Below are 16508 nucleotides of genomic sequence, written 5' to 3' on the forward strand. Positions count from 1 at the left end.
GAGGCATGGTAGTTTTTGCGTGGACTCGAAAGGGTCTAAACGACTAACAGTGATGAGACATAAAAAGGGGCGACTTAAGATAAGTCGCCCCTTGTTTAGTAGGCATATTAAATGCGTTGATGATTAAGAAAGTTTAGTCATTTTTCAATGAACCAGACTGTTATTAACTCAATATTCATCCAGATCATTGGCTAAAGCAAATAGTGCTCCCCATTTCATAGCGGCTTTCACGATTTACTCTCCTAAATGATTAATAAATGAGTAATGTCGTTTAAACCTTACAAGCCGCACTAGCTTCTTTGGCTTTTTCATAGACAGCTTGAGGGTCTAGACCTAATGCTGCGACATCGTTATTGATAATAAATATAGCTGAGGGCACGAATGGATATTTAATGGCAGTGTTGTCGTGCAAGCTTCATCTTCTCCTCATGTGGGGCCCTTGCCTTATCCTGTTGAGGAAAATGTAGATCCTGAAGAGGCTTTTTTGGCCTCTCTTTCAGGCTGCCACATGCTTTTCTTTTTATCTATTGCCGCCAAAAGAAAATATATCATTGATTCATATATAGACAATGCAGTAGGAACAATGGAAAAAAACAGCGACGGTAAAGTCTCAATGACGAAAGTCATCCTAAAACCGCAGGTTAAATTCTCAGGTGATAAGCAGCCGACCATGGCGTAGCTAGGAAAAATGCATTATCAGGCGCATGAGCAATGTTTTATCGCGAACTCGGTGAAAACTAAGGTGGTTACGGAAATCCTTGTTTAATAAGCTGTTGAACACAGACAGATAACAGGTGATTTTTTACTTTATGACTATTTTCAGCTAACTATTTTTAGCTTCTTAATAAGGCGTTTAGGCTGTAGAATTACTCTTTTCTAAGAAAAACAGCCTGTTTTAAGGAGTCCAAATGCATTATTTAATATTCTAAAAACATTTAGAATTAATTGCAGTAACTCTTTTTTTAGTTAAATTTGGCTGTCAGGGTTATTCTACAGCCTTGTTGGGGCTCTTTTGAATATTGGAGATTATTTAAATAATGGATGCAATCTTTAATTTTTTCAACCAAGGTTGGGTTGGCTCAGCTCAGTGATAGGTGTTGTGGGTGTTGTTTTCGGTATAGTAGGAATGTTTTCTTACAAATTTTCACGAAGCACTGCCAAGCCATCATATCAAAAATCGTCACTAAGACTATTAGGACGCAGAGAGGATAACTTACCCGATGATGTGTGTGTTTTGTTTAAAGGTACCGAGGTCGAAAGGTTGACAAAGACAACTATTGTGATTTGGAATAATGGAACTGAAGTTCTAAGTGGAGAAGATATTGTTGAATCTGATTTACTAAGATTTTCTTTTCCTGAAGGTTCAAATATTTTAAGTTTTAATGTTATTAAAAACACTCGGGATATCAATGATTTTTCACTTTCTAAAGATGAAGATAGAAATAATGAATTAGTAATTAACTTTTCATATTTAGATCCTAAAGACGGAGCGACTATTGAGATTTTGCATGATAGTGAAAATCTTTACCCTAAAATTATAGGCACAATTAAAGGTCTCCCAAAAGGAGTCGAAGATCTCGGTAGCGTCTATTCAAATAAACCTATTAATGTTAAATCGCCATTTGGGTTTATCTTCGCTAATAGAAAATTAGTTTTCTGGATTGCAATAATATTGGGCTTGTCTGTATTTATTCTCGGGTTGTTACCAGATGAAATAGTAGAGATTGTAGTAAACGAAAAATCAGTAGACGATAAACGAGCGCTAAAAATTGCATTTATTATTACAGGCGCTCTTTATACTTTATTGCCTGCATCTATATTGTGGTACCGAAGAGAGAAGTATCCTAAAGCCTTAAAGGCCGATGAAATAGAGCTCTAACGAGTCAATTCAAAAGGAAAGAACAGTTGGTTTTCTCCTTCGGTACTAATTAGAGTCGACTATTCTTAGCCTATTAATAAGCCGTTATTTTTGGATATTTTAATTAGCTGTTTATATTGGAATTATTGAGCAATGTGATATATGTCGTTTTGGAGTATCATAAATTATAAATCATAAAAATGGGACAGAATAAGCTGTTAATTTTATTTATCGAGATCGAGCATGGATGAAAAAATTAAAGCATCATGGGAGCGAGTACTTCATCCTGAGACGCTTAAAACAAATATCATTACCGCCTCTATATTTTCGATGGCTTTCGAAATGCTCAAGAGTAGTATTATCGAAAAGATCGAAGGTTTCTTTATAAATGGATTCGATGAAAATGGGATGATTGTTAGCCCTGAATATAAAGAAAAGGTGCTTAGCCTAAACAGAAGCCAACTCTATGCATCGTTGAAATGGTTACAAGATATAGATGCTATTGATGATGAAGATTTAAAGAAATTTGAGCATATCAAAAGGTGTCGCAACACCTTAGCTCACGAGATGCTCACATTTACCTCGTCAGGTGTAGAATTTGATGTTGCCGAAGCATTTAAAGAAATAATTGGCCTATTGAGGAAGATAGAAATTTGGTGGTTTGAAAACTTAGAAATGGCAATAGACCCAGAAGCTTACCCCGCAGATCTAGACTTAGATCAGGTAGTACCTGGTCCCGTATGGAGTCTTCAAATGCTCATCGACGTTGCGCTAGGACCAGAGGATGAGGCGCGAAAATATTACGATCACTTTGTCGCAAATGCAGGCGTTACCAGATTCTCCTCATGTGCCTGAGCCGCCAATCGACACTCAAGCTATATTAACTTTTTCTTCCCTCTCAATTATTCAAAACAGACTAAGCTAGCGTTTTAGCGACTTCTACGCTGAAAAGCACTCGCTAAAGACTCTATTTGTAACAGCAAGGCTCAATAAGTTTTAGCCCATTGAGCCAGTATTGCCTATACAGTTATTCTATCGGAGACGGCTTGCCATGTGGGCTTGAGCGCAGATATTGTTTAGGCGCTTTGACAGTTGCGCCAAGCTCGGCAGCAGCGTGCCAAGGCCAGTGCGGGTCATAAAGTATACCGCGTGCCAATGCAACCGCATCCGCTTGCTGCTCAGCAATGATGCTTTGCGCTTGTTCGGCTTCGGTGATTAAGCCCACTGCGATGACGGGTATATTGACGGCTTCTTTTATTGCGGTTGCAAAAGGCACTTGGAAGTTAGGCTCTACAGGGATCTTCTGGTCTGGGCTAAGTCCTGCGGTGCTCACATGGATATAATCACAGCCTAACGCCTCCAAAGCTTTAGCCAGCTCAATCGTTTGTGTGAGATCCCAGCCGCCTTCAACCCAATCGGTTGCAGAAACACGCACACCCACAGGCTTTTCACTTGAAAACTCAGTCCGAACCGCTGTAAACACCTCAAGTAACAAGCGCATTCTGTTCTCAAGGTTGCCGCCGTATTGATCATCACGGTTATTAGAAAGTGGCGACAAAAACTGATGTAATAGATAACCGTGCGCCCCATGAAGCTCAATCAAATCAAGGCCCAACGCATCTGCACGTTTTGCCGCATTCACAAAATCATTTATTAGCGCATCAATGTCATTTTGTTCCATTGCTGTGGGTACAGTAGAGTTTTCGTCATAGGCAAGCGCCGACGGTGCGATCGTTTGCCAGCCATTTATCTCATCAGAGGCAATCGAACCGCCACCGTCCCATGGCTTTTCGGTTGACGCTTTACGCCCAGCATGGGCAAGTTGTACGCCTATCGGCATCGGGCTGTACTGTCTGATTGCTGTTAGCGTTTTATCTAGTGCCGCTTGCGTCCTGTCATCCCATAAACCTAAATCAGCATAGCTGATACGGCCTTGTGGATTGACCGCTGTTGCTTCTAAAATAAGTAGTCCTGCGCCGCTCAAACTCATTTGGCCCAAATGGATCGTATGCCAATCACTTGCCGCGCCATCATTGGCAGAGTACTGACACATGGGTGCGATGATAATACGGTTATCTAATGTGAGTTGCCCAAGTTTCAAAGGCGAAAAAAGCTGGCTCATGGTGAATCCTTAAAAAACACGGCTAAAGGCACTGAAAATAAAATGCAAAAGCGATATAAATGACTTATATGATTACCGCTTGAATAGTTGGTGGAGATGAATCTTTATTCTTATAGGGCACATTTGAGTGATGCTAGCTAATATATAGATTACTCTCAATCATATTTTTCATATGTAGTAGGCGAGGGGCAATGTCTTCTTCTAGTTTGGTGCGACTGAGGATAAAACTTGGTGCGCCGCAGTTAAAAGTGAGCAAGCCTTCCGTCGGGTGCATCAGCGCAATGGCTACCGCATTGACATCTTTTTGCCATTCACTAATTGAAAAACAATAACCATAGTCTTCATAGTCTTGAAAGGCTTTATCTAATCCTCGTCTAATCTTTAGCCAATCATCCTTATACTTACTACGAATCGCATTAAGAATAAACTCTTGCTCAGCAGGTGGCATACTCGCCAAGCAGGCTCTCCCCATCGAACTTAAATGAATAGGCAGATAAGAGCCGACATTGCGCTGCATGGTCGTGGTTCCTTGGCCTTGCACAACGTTTAGATACACCATCATCAGTCGATCACGAGTAGCCATGGCAACGGCACTATTGGCATAGTCTGCTAGCTCTTCCATATAAGGAGTCGCAAGGTTATTGATAGAGATATTGGTCATCATGGTATAACCAAAGCTTAGTACCCCTGTCGAGAGCTGGTACTTACTACTATTGGTCGATTGTTTTAAATATCCCAATTTGACCAACGTATAGGTCAGACGAGTGATGGTTCCTTTAGGAAGTCCTGTCAGCTGACTTAGGTCTTGGTTGCCTAAATAAGGCCGCTGCGGGGTAAAACAACGCAGCAGCTCTAACCCTCGAGCCAACGCTGTGACAAACTGTCTGTCGTTTTTATCTCTCATCTCTGCAATGGGTTCTAACAGTTCAATATGCATCTCATTGTTAGCGTCTTCATCGGTAAGGGTATCATTAGTCATATGTCGTCTATTATCCCCAATCAAATTCATACAAGCGTTATAAAATCACAAAACTTTATTATTCATAGCATTCTGTGAGCTAATATCAGCCCACAGTGACCCACTGTCTCTTTGATTATATTATATCAATTTACTTTCATATTCTCAGCATAGCATAATGAGAAACTATTGTTTCGCTATGCGGTATGAACGGTAGCAATAGTCGTTATAAGAGGTATGGTTAGGCTTGTTGTGGATCGTACTGCTTTTCTTTAATGAACAAAGTAGGGATAAGACCACATAAGAAATATGCACCTGCCATAAGTAATAAACCTGCGCCGATAGAGTTATGCATGGCCATATAACCGATGGCAACAGGAGCAATCACAGAGCCAAGCCGTCCAATATTAAATGCACCACCGATAGCAGTACCGCGAATAGCAGTAGGGAAGCTTTCGGTCAAGTAAGTGGCGTTGATGGCATAGGGGATACCATATAAGAAACCAAAGGTGATCATTAACCAACCAATATTTTCTGGCGTATGCATATACACTAGAACGGGAATAAACAATGCGGTGCCCATCGTACCAAAGGCAAATACTATCTTACGTCCGATTTTATCAGCCATGAATCCAGCCACGACTTTGGCAAACATCATAGTCAGGTACGTTCCCGCCATATACAGTGCCATTTCTTTGAACTTGATACCCAATTCAGTTTCTAGATAAGAAGGTAGCCAGTTACTGACACCAAAATAGCCAAATAACAAAAGTCCTGAACTCATTGACCATAGGATAAACATGATACGGTGTTTCGGATTTTCCATTATCGCTTTGTATGGGTTCTCTGCTTTTTTGAGTGTGTCTAGTGCGCCGCTCAGTTTTAATGCTCGAGCGTCTTTCCAAGACTGGGGTTCAGGGACTAAAAAGTACATTGATACTGCCAAAAGTATCGGCAAAAACGTCAGTAGATATAGTGTGCGCCAACCATAGCTAGGGATAATCCAAGCGGATACACTGGTGATAACCAATGAGCCTAAAGTAAATCCAGTCATTAATGCAGCAAGGACGGTGGTTCGATGTTTGGTAGGTACCATCTCTGACATAAGCGTATTGGTAGCGATATAAAGACTACCAAGCCCCAAGCAGGCAATAACCCGTAGCGTGACAAACTGCTCATAGCTCTGCACCAATCCACTAAAACCAGACAATATAGAGAACATGCCAGTAGCCAGGACGATGACACGTACTCGGCCAAAGCGGTCGCAAGCCCAACCACCAAAGAACCCACCGATTGCCATTCCAAATAAGGACCAACTGCCTAGAGCGCCAGCTTGTACATTGGTCAGTGCAAACTCTAGTTTTAGGCTGGATAAGGTAAAGGCAAGAATACCGATATCAGCCCCATCACATAATAAAACTAAGAAACAAAAAACAAAGGCCAGTTTCCAAGGTTGTTTTTGGGTGGAGCTTATACTTGGATCTGCAGTTATAGCGACACTTTTCACAATTTATATCCTTAACGTTGTGAGAATGAAAAACTAATTTGATGCGTAATGTTAAAAATAGAGGAGAACGGTATCAGCATCCTAGCAAATACCGCCGTGCATTTTGGTGGATGAAAAAGTGGTAGGGATTACTCGCTGGCCTCTTTAATCATATTGCGGGCAATGATGACTTGCTGAATTTGTGTGGTACCTTCATACAAACGATATAGACGTACATCACGATAAAAACGTTCAATACCATAGTCTGCGATATAACCGGCACCGCCATGGATTTGTACCGCTCTATCAGCAACACGGCCACACATCTCAGTGGCAAACATTTTGGCGCATGAGGATTCGGTAACGACGTCTTTGCCTTCGTCACGCAGACGTGCAGCGTCTAATACCATGGATTTGGCGGCATAGATTTCTGCTTTTGAGTCAGCGAGCATACCTTGGATAAGCTGAAAACTGGCAATCGGTTGACCAAATTGCTTACGCTCGACAGCATAGTTGAGTGCATCATTCAGCATGCGAGTGGCGGCTCCAGTACTGGCTGCTGCAATATGCAAGCGCCCTTTATCAAGCACTTTCATGGCCGTTTTAAAGCCAACACCTTCAACACCGCCGATGAGCGCATCCGCCGGTACGACGCAATTATCAAAGATCACATCACAGGTATGCGCGCCTTTTTGACCCATTTTTTTGTCAATTTTGCCCAAAGTAATACCAGGCGTGTCACTCTCCACAATAAATGCTGAAATACCGCCAGAGCGTTTGTTTTGTGGATCAGTACGTGCCATGACAGTGAATACACCAGCCTGCGGGGCATTGGTGATATAACGTTTGGTGCCATTAATGATATAAGTATCACCATCCTTAATAGCGGTCGTTTTCAATGAGGCGGCATCTGATCCTGACTCCGGTTCGGTCAAACAGAATGAACCGATGATTTCCCCACTGGCCAACCGAGGTAGATACTTCTGTTTTTGTGCTTCAGTGCCATCAATCACTAGGCCAGATGAGCCAATACCATTATTTGTCCCTATTAATGAGCGAAACGCAGGGGAGGTACGTCCTAACTCAAATGCCAGCGTGACTTCTTCTTCCATAGTGACACCAAGTCCGCCGTACTCTTCGGGTATGGTCAGTCCAAAAAGCCCTAATTCTCGCATTTGCTCAATGATCTCTTCTGGAAGGCGGTCATTTTCTGCAACCCAATGTTCCATAGGGATAAGTTGATCGTTAACGAAGTTACGAATGGTTTGGGTGATGTGGTCGAGGGTCTCTTTATCTCTAATCATATGAATCTTCCTTGTTTGATTGATGCCTGATATCAGTATCGGCTCTGTGACTGTATTAAATAATGTGACTTCCTTGGATAAACAGCATAATCGATGAATTATTAAATTACAATAGTTTTGGTTTAAAAAACCGCATTGCGGTATTTATATAATTGAATATAGCTTTTTAATTTACATTTATTCTAATTTATCAAATTTTTATGCTTCACAAACCAAAATAAACAGTATATATTGATATTAAATACCGCATAGCGATATTTAATATTCAAAATAAATGCTTTGTTAGGGTATTTATACTTTATGCAAGAATGATGTTTAAGGAGTCGATCATGGAAGAGCCACTCATTATTTGTGAGAAAAAAGGAGAAGGCGTGAGTGTCATTAGACTTAATCGCCCCAAAGTGCGCAATGCACTAAACAGCGAGCTACGTCAACAAATGGCAGATCTGTTCATTCAATTAAATGATGACCCACAAACCAAAGCGATCGTCCTTACTGGTGGTGACAAGGTGTTTGCCGCTGGTGCGGATATCAATGATTTCTTGACTACAAGTACAGTGGATATGTACCTGCGTCATAGTGAGCGCTATTGGGCTGCCATTACTAACTGCCAAAAACCTATTATTGCTGCCGTCAATGGTTACGCTTTGGGCGGTGGCTGTGAGCTAGCGATGCATGCTGACATCATCATCGCAGGCAAGTCTGCCAAATTTGGTCAACCCGAAATCAAGATAGGACTCATGCCAGGTGCTGGCGGAACGCAGCGTTTGTTTCGCGCGATTGGCAAACATAAGGCCATGAAAATGGTACTAACGGGCGATATGATCAGCGCTGATGAGGCGGACACAATGGGGCTAGTATCTGAAGTCGTTGAAGATGAGGCTACTATTACACGCGCCATTGAGATTGCTGAGCAGCTATCACATTACTCTCCCATTGCCTTAGCGCAAATCAAAGAAGTGGCAAATCTAGGTGTTGATATGCCTTTAGAAGGTGCATTGGCTCTAGAGCGCAAGGCTTTCCAGATTTTGTTCAATACTCACGACCAAAAAGAAGGTGCTAAAGCCTTCCTAGAAAAGCGTCCTGCAGAATATAAAGGGCATTAATCCCTAGCCGCGTCAATTCATCAGCATGTGAATTCATAAGCACGTTAATTCAAAGCCACATTGTGATCGCTTTTGAAGCAAGTTATCACCTTTGAACCGAAATTTCATAGCAAATCATGTAGAGAGTTATTATGACTGTGAACACAATTGCCATTATAGGCACTGGTATTATGGGCATGGGTATTGCTCAAATTGCTGCTCAAGCTGGTATCCAAGTACTGTTATATGACGCCAAATCAGGCGCTGCTGAACAAGGACGACAATCCTTGCGAAGTACCCTCGAAAAACTTACTGCTAAAGGCAAGTTTACCGATGAGCAGCTACAGGATATTTTAAGTAATTTGACGGTGCTACAAGAGCTTAGCCAAATTGCGACTGCTGAGATAGTAGTTGAAGCCATTATCGAAAATCTAGACATCAAAAAACAGCTTTTTGCCCAGTTAGAAGGTGTGGTCACCGCCGATACTATTTTGGCAACCAATACCTCCTCCTTATCAGTGACCGCAATTGCTGCTGACTGTAATTATCCAGAGCGCGTGGCAGGATTTCACTTCTTCAATCCAGTCCCTTTGATGAAAATTGTAGAGGTCATTCCAGGTCTGTCTACTCAGCAATCAGTGGTTGACGTTCTCTCCGATTTGGCCAAACGTATGGGTCATCTAGGTGTGGTAGCAAAAGACACACCGGGGTTTATCGTCAATCATGGCGGTAGAGCATACGGCACAGAAGCGTTAAAAATATTGGGTGAAGGGGTAACAACGTTTGAGAATATTGACCGAATTTTGCGTGAAGGCGCAGGATTTCGCATGGGGCCGTTTGAGCTGTTAGATCTCACTGGTATCGATGTGTCGCACCCCGTGATGGAGTCGATTTACAATCAGTTCTATCACGAAGCGCGCTATCGTCCGCATCCATTGACCCGTCAAATGCTAGTAGGTAAAAAGCTTGGTCGTAAGGTTGGTGCAGGGTTTTATCACTATGAAAACGGTCAGAAGTTGTCAGCAGCTACTGCTCAAGATCAGTCGTTCGAAGCACTCATATCTGATGCCGTTATTACCTCAGTTTGGGTTGGCGCTGATCTGGCAGAAGACAAAAATCAGCTGGTCGATTACCTAAAGTCTCAGGGTATCACTATCGACGACAACGACAAGCCAAACCCTGATAGTTTGGTGCTGCTCGCACCCTATGGCGAAGATACGACTAATGCTGCGATTCGTTATCAGGTCGATCCCAAGCAAGCCGTTGCCATTGATATGCTCACTGGACTAGCAAAGTATCGTACTTTAATGCCAAGTCTCGTCACGCAGGAAACATTTATCGCACAAGCTTATGCGTTATTCAGTAAAGGCTTGGCTGCCAGTGAGGCAACCACACAGCCTATGATCGGTGCCACGCTGATTGCCGAAAGCATCGGCTTTGTGGCACAACGTGTGGTCGCTATGGTGATTAACCTTGGTTGTGACATTGCTATGCAAGGGATTGCTTCACCTGAGGACATCGATAATGCCGTCAAGCTTGGGCTAGGTTATCCATATGGTCCTATCTCTTGGGGCGATCATCTTGGCGCCTCGCGTGTATTGCTTATTTTAGAGCGTATCTACGGGCTGACAGGTGACCCACGTTACCGTCCAAGCCCTTGGTTGCAGCGCCGTGCCAATCTTGATATGTCATTGTTTACTCAGCAAAACACTTACTAATTTGAACGACAAGATATGGTTATTAAACCATAAAACCATTATTCAGAATCAAAAAATACGACAAGGAAACGTTATGTTAGATGCCTATATTTATGATGGATTAAGAAGTCCTTTTGGTCGATATGTTGGCGCATTAGCAACCGTACGCGCTGATGATTTGGTCGCCACCGTGATGAAAGCGTTGGTCGAAAAGCACCAACTATCTGCTGATATCTTTGATGAAGTGTTGCTAGGCAGCGCTAACCAAGCAGGCGAGGACTCTCGCAATATCGCGCGTAACGCGGCTCTGTTAGCAGGGTTGGATGTAACTACCCCAGGTCAGACAGTCAACCGTCTATGTGCATCAGGTCTGTCTACTGTTGTCGATGCTGCTCGCAGTATTACGTGCAACGAAGGGGATATTATTTTAGCAGGTGGTGTGGAGTCGATGACGCGTGCACCGTTTGTATTTGCCAAGACAGAACAGCCTTTTAGCCGTGACTTCAAAGTATTTGATACGACTATCGGTAGCCGTTTCCCCAACCCGAAGATTATTGAGCAGTTCGGCAGTGATACCATGCCGCAGACGGGCGATAATGTCGCGCAGAAGTATGGTATTACGCGAGAGGAAGCCGATAAATTTGCAGCAGCATCACAAGCCAAGTACCAAGCTGCCAAGCAAGCAGGGTTTTTTGACGATGAAATAACACCTATTACTGTCTCCCAAGGTAAGAAATTGCCCGAAAAAGTCGTTACAGATGATGAGCACCCTCGCGCCAGCTCTAATATTGAAGCACTACAAAAGCTTAAACCATTAAACAAAGATGGAATCGTCACCGCAGGTAATGCTTCTGGCATCAATGATGGTGCAGCTGCGCTCATCATCGGCTCAAAGCAAGCAGAGAAAAAGCTAGGCTTTAAGCCAATTGCCAAGATCTTATCATCAGGAGCAATGGGTATTGAACCCAATATCATGGGCGTGGGTCCTGTTGAAGCGATTAAGCTGGCACTAAAGCGTGCTGGTTTGACCCTTGATGATATGTCTGTCATTGAGATCAATGAAGCTTTTGCCTCACAGGTACTGGGTTGTCTAAAAGGGTTGGACATTGATTTTGATGATAAGCGTGTCAATCCCAATGGTGGTGCCATCGCTGTCGGCCATCCGCTTGGCGCATCAGGTGCAAGAATCGCCTTGAGTACCGCTCGAGAGCTACAGCGTACGGGCGGAAAATATGCAGTGGTTAGCTTGTGTATTGGTATTGGGCAAGGGCTTGCCATGGTGATAGAACGCGTTTGATGCGCAAAAGCACGCTCGCCCCATTACTGATTATAGTTGATTCAGTTTAAAAGAGACACAAGGCAACCGAGCACAGATGTATGTGATACTTCAAGTGAGGGTAACGCTGTCACTCTTTTGTAGAAGGTTGCCTATATCAAGGACAATTTATTATCAAGGAAGATACCATGACAACCATACTCAACGAACACGATAACTACCATCAAGCCAAAGACGCGTATGGGTTCCCGTTAATTATCAAACAGTTACTAAACCGCGCCAAGATTGCTTCCACCAACCAAACCATTAGCTATGCCGACAAAGTCACTTATACCTATGCTGAGTTTTTTAAACGTATTAATCGCTTGGCCAATGTATTAAAAAATATGGGCTTACAGGCAGGTGATGTGGTCGCGGTCATGGACTGGGACAGTCATCGTTACCTTGAGGCATACTTTGCAGTACCAATGTCGGGCATGATTTTGCAAACCGTTAATGTGCGTCTGTCTGAAGAAAAAGTACTGTATACCGTCAATCATGCTGCGCCAAAAGCATTGCTGTTAAATGCCGAATTTGCACCAATGATTAAAGACTATCGTGACGATGCGCCTTCTATCGAGCATGTAATGTGGGCTGATGATGAAGAAGACGATAAAGCTGAGCTACCGGACTATGTCGATGGCGAATATGAGGCACTGTTGACCGCTGCTGGTGACAAGTTTGACTTCCCAGATTTTGATGAAAATACCGTCGCGACTACGTTCTACACCAGTGGTACGACAGGCGATCCAAAAGGGGTTTTCTTTACTCATCGACAGATTGTACTACAGACAATGGCAAGTACCTTGGCGTCAGCCCTCAATGCCGAAGGTCAAGGCGCGCGCTACAACGATGTCTATATGCCGATGACGCCTTTGTTTCATGTACATGCGTGGTGCTGGCCTTATGGTGCAACCATGATAGGACTCAAGCAAGTATATCCCGGGAGATATCTGGCACCAAAATTGGTCGACTTGATCGAGCAGCACAAAGTCACGCTATCACATGGTGTCCCAGCAATATTGCAGATGCTTCTCAAAGAAATGGCAGAACGCGGTCGCAAATTTGAAGATCTTAAACTGTTACTAGGTGGCTCAAAGCTTAACGAAGGCTTGGCAAAGGCAGCTATAGAATGTGGCATAGAGTTTATGTCGGGGTTTGGTATGTCAGAATCGTGCCCTGTACTGTCTCGAGCAGTATTCGATGACAAAACAGAGTCAATGACGCTAGAGGATAACCTTAACTATCGTTGTCTATCAGGTTCGCCAATTATGCTGGTATCGATGGAGATCTGGGATGAGAATGGTAAACCACAACCAATGGATGGCCAGTCAACAGGTGAGCTTGTGATACGCGCGCCTTGGCTGACCCAAAGCTACTTTAAAAACTCCGATGCAGGTGATGAGCTGTGGAAAGGTGGCTGGATGCATACTCAAGACATCGCCTGCATGACCGCTGATGGCACGCTAAGCATTACAGACAGGCTCAAAGATGTCATTAAATCTGGCGGCGAATGGGTATCCTCGCTTGAGGTAGAAACCATTTTGTCCTTTCATCCGAGTGTGGCTGATATCGCGGTGATTGGTGTGCCAGATGAGCGTTGGGGCGAGCGTCCCTTGGCATTGATCGTGCTAAAACCAGACCATGTCGACACAAAAATGGAAGATATTTTGGCATTGGGTCATCAAGCAGTAGAGAGAGGTCATCTGCCAAAATACGGTGTGCCAAGTGAAGTGAGGTTTTTGCCAGACATGCCAAAAACCAGCGTCGGTAAACTCGATAAAAAACGCATGCGTTCGATGTACTCAGAAAATCTTATCTAGTCAAACAATCTGGTCACCATTAAATCGACTTTGACAAAAGCGAAAGCTTGCATAAACCCTAGTGTTTGACTAAATGCTAGGGATGGGGAAGGTGTGTGAGTCACGAGCACCCTGAGTTACACTCATCATCTATATAACAAAACCTGTCTAATAAAAAGAGAAAAACTATGGAAGCTGCGCCTACGTTCCCAGAAATACAAGAGATTGTCACAAGCGATGATAATCACCCATTGCATGACTTTACCGTTATTTATCCTCAGCAAGTGGAATGGGGTGATATGGACTCCTTTGGTCATGTCAATAATGTGGTTTATTACGAATATGCTCAAAACGCTCGTATCTACTACAATAGGCGGCTTGGTTTATTTAACGAACAAACGTCTTCGGTGATGGCTGCCTCGTCATGTCGGTATTTAATATCCGTTGCCTATCCTGATGAATTATGGATTGGTGTCAAGGTCAAAAAAATTGGTAATTCAAGTCTGATTCATGAATATACCTATTACAGTACGGTTCAGAAAACTGTCGTTGCAATCGGTGAGTCGGTGTTGGTATATCTCGATAAATTGAGCGGGCAAAAAAAGCCTATCGATGAGTCGCAAAAAGAAGCGATTGCTGCGTTAGAGAATATTAATCAAGAAGCGTAACAGCTAATATATCGGTCGAATTATGATTAGGGTTTTTAATTGAACAGTAGTTATTAAGTAGCAGTTAATTTTCATCTAAAAGGATTATTTATTTTTATGGACTAGAGAAAATGTAGTAGCAATTGGATTGATAAGGATATCAACATAAAACAGGGAAGAAATGAATGATGCTTTATATAAAAAGGCTATCTGTAGGTTTTGCTATGGTTGTAACATGCGTATCTGCGCAAGCAATCGATCTTGTGACAACAGGTGACACGACTTTGAGTATCGGTGGTTACATCAAAGCAGAAGGTGCTTTTAACTCTCCTGATGAAGGCGAGTCGGAATTTAAGGGTAATTTACGACAGTCTCGTATCAATGTTAAAACGACCAAGTCGGTAGATGATAAAAAACTCACGGGGTTTATCGAAGGTGATTTTTATGGCGATTACGCCAAGGGCGGCTCAAATCTGCGCTTGCGTCATGCGTATGTTCAGGTTGATAATTTGACAGTGGGTAAGACTTGGAACGGTCAGTTTTTGGCAGTGGCGCCTCTTTCTACGGAGCAGCTTGACTTCTGGGGTACTGGTTTGGGCACGGCCTCTGGTGGAGGTTCTTATATTCGTCCAGATTTGACGTTGCACTATACTTATAAGGGGCTGCGTTTTACGGCGCAAGATCCTGTTTATGATAATGCGAGCTTACCTGATATGGTGGTCAGCTATAAAGATAAGATATCTAACTTTGATTATAACGTGGCTGTCACAGCTCGTGATGCTGAGAACGGAGATGGTTCAGATGTGGGTATCGGTGTTTCTTTAGCGGGCAAGCTGACATTGGGTAAAGATTCACTCCATGCCAGTATATACAATGGTAAAGGCATGGGTGCTTATTCTGCCATCTGTGTTGGAGGACCGCTAGTTATGAATGGCGGCGTAGACTGTGATGCTGAAGATGGGAAGCTTATCTCGCAAACTGGCTATAGCGTAGGATATAAGCATCAATTTACCCAAAAGCTGCGTGGCAACTTGCGTTATGGTGAGGTAAATGTAGACGATGCGGCAGACACTTCTGCCAATGTAAAAAGTGCAAACCTTATCTATGAGTATTTACCAGATCTAGATTTGGGTATTGAGTGGAGAAATCAGGACGTAACGACATTCCCATGGATGCCAGCAGGTCAGCAAATTGAAATAATGGCAAAATATGATTTTTGAGTTGAATAAGTATGGAGTAGTAGACTTTTATTAAGATAAGGCTTTATCCATGCATAATAGGGGTAAAGCTTTTTCTATAAAATCGCTAATAATGCTAAAGTAGCAATCAAAAGTTCAAATTGACTAAGGTTGCTATGTCTAATACAGAGTCCAATACAGAAAAACCAATATTCAAACAGAGTATCTCGCTATCAGAGAATAGTGAATATATATCTAATGATATAAGCACAGCGCGGTCTGCTTTCTTAACGCTACCAGTCGTTATACAGACTGCACTAGAGCAAGCTAAACGAGTCGTTCTAATTGCAAATAATCCTGCTGTCACCACGGTTCAGCTTGAGATGCTAATACAGCCCGACGATGTCTTAGTGTTATTTAATCACTTTATTCACGCTGATTTTTTTGCTAACCATCAGTTAGCTAGTTCACTACCTAAGCTGTTGTTTTTTCGTCAGATTGGTGACAGTAAGCTGCATTTTGGCCTACCACCTAGAAGCAATCATATATCAGTGATGGAGCAAATGTCAGAAACCGCCCCGTTAGGAGTATTGACGAGCAACCAGCCTTATCAGTTTCCAACATTAGCTGATGACCCAAGCCCTAATGACGATCCTATCACTACTCATCGCATCTTAGATATTCCTTCGAATATGCAAAAACTATGGTCAAGCCCTACCTATCACAGTGTGCTATCAGAGCGTCATGAAGTCGTTGCTGACTATCCATACTTTACCGATATTCATTCGTCAGCACCCTCATCAGGTTTTCTATTGTATCGGCTGATGCTGGCAGCTCGAGCATACTTATATAGTATTCGAAAAACGAAACTGCCATTAGAAGTAGCAATGATCGGTTTCAATGACAATGATAAAACTGCTCATTTTTGGCATGGGCATAACTGGGATTTTGAACGTCAGGAAATGAGTCGACCACCTACAGAAGTAACTATTCATCGGTACTAGAATGGCGTGACTACTCACCGGTACTAGAATATTGATTAACTAAGTTTTCGTT

General features: G+C 42.9%; 15 protein-coding genes. 10 read left to right on the forward strand and 5 right to left on the reverse strand.

Annotated features, from left to right (window positions below):
• Positions 1-271: 271 nt before the first annotated feature.
• On the reverse strand, positions 272-412 hold the full coding sequence (locus ACS8FA_RS21080; RefSeq protein WP_439265160.1) for a hypothetical protein: 141 nt from the start codon (positions 410-412) through the stop codon (positions 272-274).
• On the opposite strand from ACS8FA_RS21080, the gene ACS8FA_RS21085 reads away from it, so the two are divergent.
• The 3 genes from ACS8FA_RS21085 to ACS8FA_RS21095 all read left to right on the forward strand — a co-directional run bounded on the left by ACS8FA_RS21085 (position 407) and on the right by ACS8FA_RS21095 (position 2713).
• On the forward strand, positions 407-679 hold the full coding sequence (locus ACS8FA_RS21085) for an OsmC family protein (protein ID WP_439265162.1): 273 nt from the start codon (positions 407-409) through the stop codon (positions 677-679). The genes ACS8FA_RS21080 and ACS8FA_RS21085 overlap by 6 nt on opposite strands.
• Positions 680-1279: 600 nt before the next feature.
• Positions 1280-1879: a hypothetical protein gene (locus ACS8FA_RS21090; RefSeq protein ID WP_439265164.1), complete on the forward strand. Its 600-nt coding sequence runs from the start codon at positions 1280-1282 to the stop codon at positions 1877-1879.
• A gap of 222 nt (positions 1880-2101) precedes the next feature.
• Positions 2102-2713, forward strand: coding sequence for a hypothetical protein (locus tag ACS8FA_RS21095; RefSeq protein ID WP_439265166.1), 612 nt, complete (start codon positions 2102-2104; stop codon positions 2711-2713).
• A gap of 172 nt (positions 2714-2885) precedes the next feature.
• Here ACS8FA_RS21095 and ACS8FA_RS21100 read toward each other — a convergent pair whose 3' ends face one another.
• From ACS8FA_RS21100 to ACS8FA_RS21115, 4 genes are all read right to left on the reverse strand, one after another.
• Positions 2886-3980 (reverse strand): NADH:flavin oxidoreductase/NADH oxidase, encoded by a 1095-nt coding sequence (locus tag ACS8FA_RS21100; RefSeq protein ID WP_439265168.1) that lies wholly within the window; start codon positions 3978-3980, stop codon positions 2886-2888.
• A 133-nt stretch (positions 3981-4113) separates the two neighbouring features.
• Positions 4114-4959 (reverse strand): IclR family transcriptional regulator, encoded by an 846-nt coding sequence (locus tag ACS8FA_RS21105; RefSeq protein ID WP_101204500.1) that lies wholly within the window; start codon positions 4957-4959, stop codon positions 4114-4116.
• 220 nt (positions 4960-5179) lie between these two features.
• The gene (locus tag ACS8FA_RS21110) at positions 5180-6445 is read right to left on the reverse strand and encodes an MFS transporter (protein WP_439265171.1); all 1266 of its coding nucleotides are present in this window, start codon (positions 6443-6445) and stop codon (positions 5180-5182) included.
• 128 nt (positions 6446-6573) lie between these two features.
• Positions 6574-7728: an acyl-CoA dehydrogenase family protein gene (locus ACS8FA_RS21115; protein ID WP_101204502.1), complete on the reverse strand. Its 1155-nt coding sequence runs from the start codon at positions 7726-7728 to the stop codon at positions 6574-6576.
• A 329-nt stretch (positions 7729-8057) separates the two neighbouring features.
• Between ACS8FA_RS21115 and ACS8FA_RS21120 the strand changes: the two genes are divergently transcribed.
• From ACS8FA_RS21120 to ACS8FA_RS21150, 7 genes are all read left to right on the forward strand, one after another.
• Complete coding sequence (locus tag ACS8FA_RS21120) at positions 8058-8834, forward strand: enoyl-CoA hydratase (RefSeq protein ID WP_201547210.1); 777 nt, start codon at positions 8058-8060, stop codon at positions 8832-8834.
• Positions 8835-8965: 131 nt separating this feature from the next.
• On the forward strand, positions 8966-10531 hold the full coding sequence (locus tag ACS8FA_RS21125) for a 3-hydroxyacyl-CoA dehydrogenase (RefSeq protein ID WP_439265174.1): 1566 nt from the start codon (positions 8966-8968) through the stop codon (positions 10529-10531).
• 73 nt (positions 10532-10604) lie between these two features.
• On the forward strand, positions 10605-11807 hold the full coding sequence (locus ACS8FA_RS21130) for a 3-oxoadipyl-CoA thiolase (RefSeq protein WP_439265175.1): 1203 nt from the start codon (positions 10605-10607) through the stop codon (positions 11805-11807).
• Between the two features lie 167 nt (positions 11808-11974).
• The gene (locus tag ACS8FA_RS21135) at positions 11975-13648 is read left to right on the forward strand and encodes a fatty acid--CoA ligase (protein ID WP_439265177.1); all 1674 of its coding nucleotides are present in this window, start codon (positions 11975-11977) and stop codon (positions 13646-13648) included.
• A gap of 167 nt (positions 13649-13815) precedes the next feature.
• Complete coding sequence (locus ACS8FA_RS21140) at positions 13816-14295, forward strand: acyl-CoA thioesterase (RefSeq protein WP_439265179.1); 480 nt, start codon at positions 13816-13818, stop codon at positions 14293-14295.
• A 203-nt stretch (positions 14296-14498) separates the two neighbouring features.
• A complete protein-coding gene (locus tag ACS8FA_RS21145; RefSeq protein ID WP_227511216.1) occupies positions 14499-15494 on the forward strand; it encodes a DcaP family trimeric outer membrane transporter in 996 nt (331 codons plus the stop codon).
• 134 nt (positions 15495-15628) lie between these two features.
• Positions 15629-16456, forward strand: coding sequence for a hypothetical protein (locus ACS8FA_RS21150; protein ID WP_057759973.1), 828 nt, complete (start codon positions 15629-15631; stop codon positions 16454-16456).
• Positions 16457-16508 lie beyond the last annotated feature (52 nt).

The sequence above is a fragment of the Psychrobacter sp. 1Y1 genome, from assembly GCF_051847395.2.
Taxonomy (GTDB): Bacteria; Pseudomonadota; Gammaproteobacteria; order Pseudomonadales; family Moraxellaceae; genus Psychrobacter.

Coding starts and splice junctions, on each gene's coding strand:
- ACS8FA_RS21095 (WP_439265166.1), top strand. CDS start 2,102: ATGGATGAAAAAATTAAAGCATCATGGGAGCGAGTACTTCATCCTGAG.
- ACS8FA_RS21125 (WP_439265174.1), top strand. CDS start 8,966: ATGACTGTGAACACAATTGCCATTATAGGCACTGGTATTATGGGCATG.
- ACS8FA_RS21120 (WP_201547210.1), top strand. CDS start 8,058: ATGGAAGAGCCACTCATTATTTGTGAGAAAAAAGGAGAAGGCGTGAGT.
- ACS8FA_RS21140 (WP_439265179.1), top strand. CDS start 13,816: ATGGAAGCTGCGCCTACGTTCCCAGAAATACAAGAGATTGTCACAAGC.
- ACS8FA_RS21145 (WP_227511216.1), top strand. CDS start 14,499: ATGGTTGTAACATGCGTATCTGCGCAAGCAATCGATCTTGTGACAACA.
- ACS8FA_RS21150 (WP_057759973.1), top strand. CDS start 15,629: ATGTCTAATACAGAGTCCAATACAGAAAAACCAATATTCAAACAGAGT.
- ACS8FA_RS21130 (WP_439265175.1), top strand. CDS start 10,605: ATGTTAGATGCCTATATTTATGATGGATTAAGAAGTCCTTTTGGTCGA.
- ACS8FA_RS21100 (WP_439265168.1), bottom strand. CDS start 3,980: ATGAGCCAGCTTTTTTCGCCTTTGAAACTTGGGCAACTCACATTAGAT.
- ACS8FA_RS21105 (WP_101204500.1), bottom strand. CDS start 4,959: ATGACTAATGATACCCTTACCGATGAAGACGCTAACAATGAGATGCAT.
- ACS8FA_RS21115 (WP_101204502.1), bottom strand. CDS start 7,728: ATGATTAGAGATAAAGAGACCCTCGACCACATCACCCAAACCATTCGT.
- ACS8FA_RS21135 (WP_439265177.1), top strand. CDS start 11,975: ATGACAACCATACTCAACGAACACGATAACTACCATCAAGCCAAAGAC.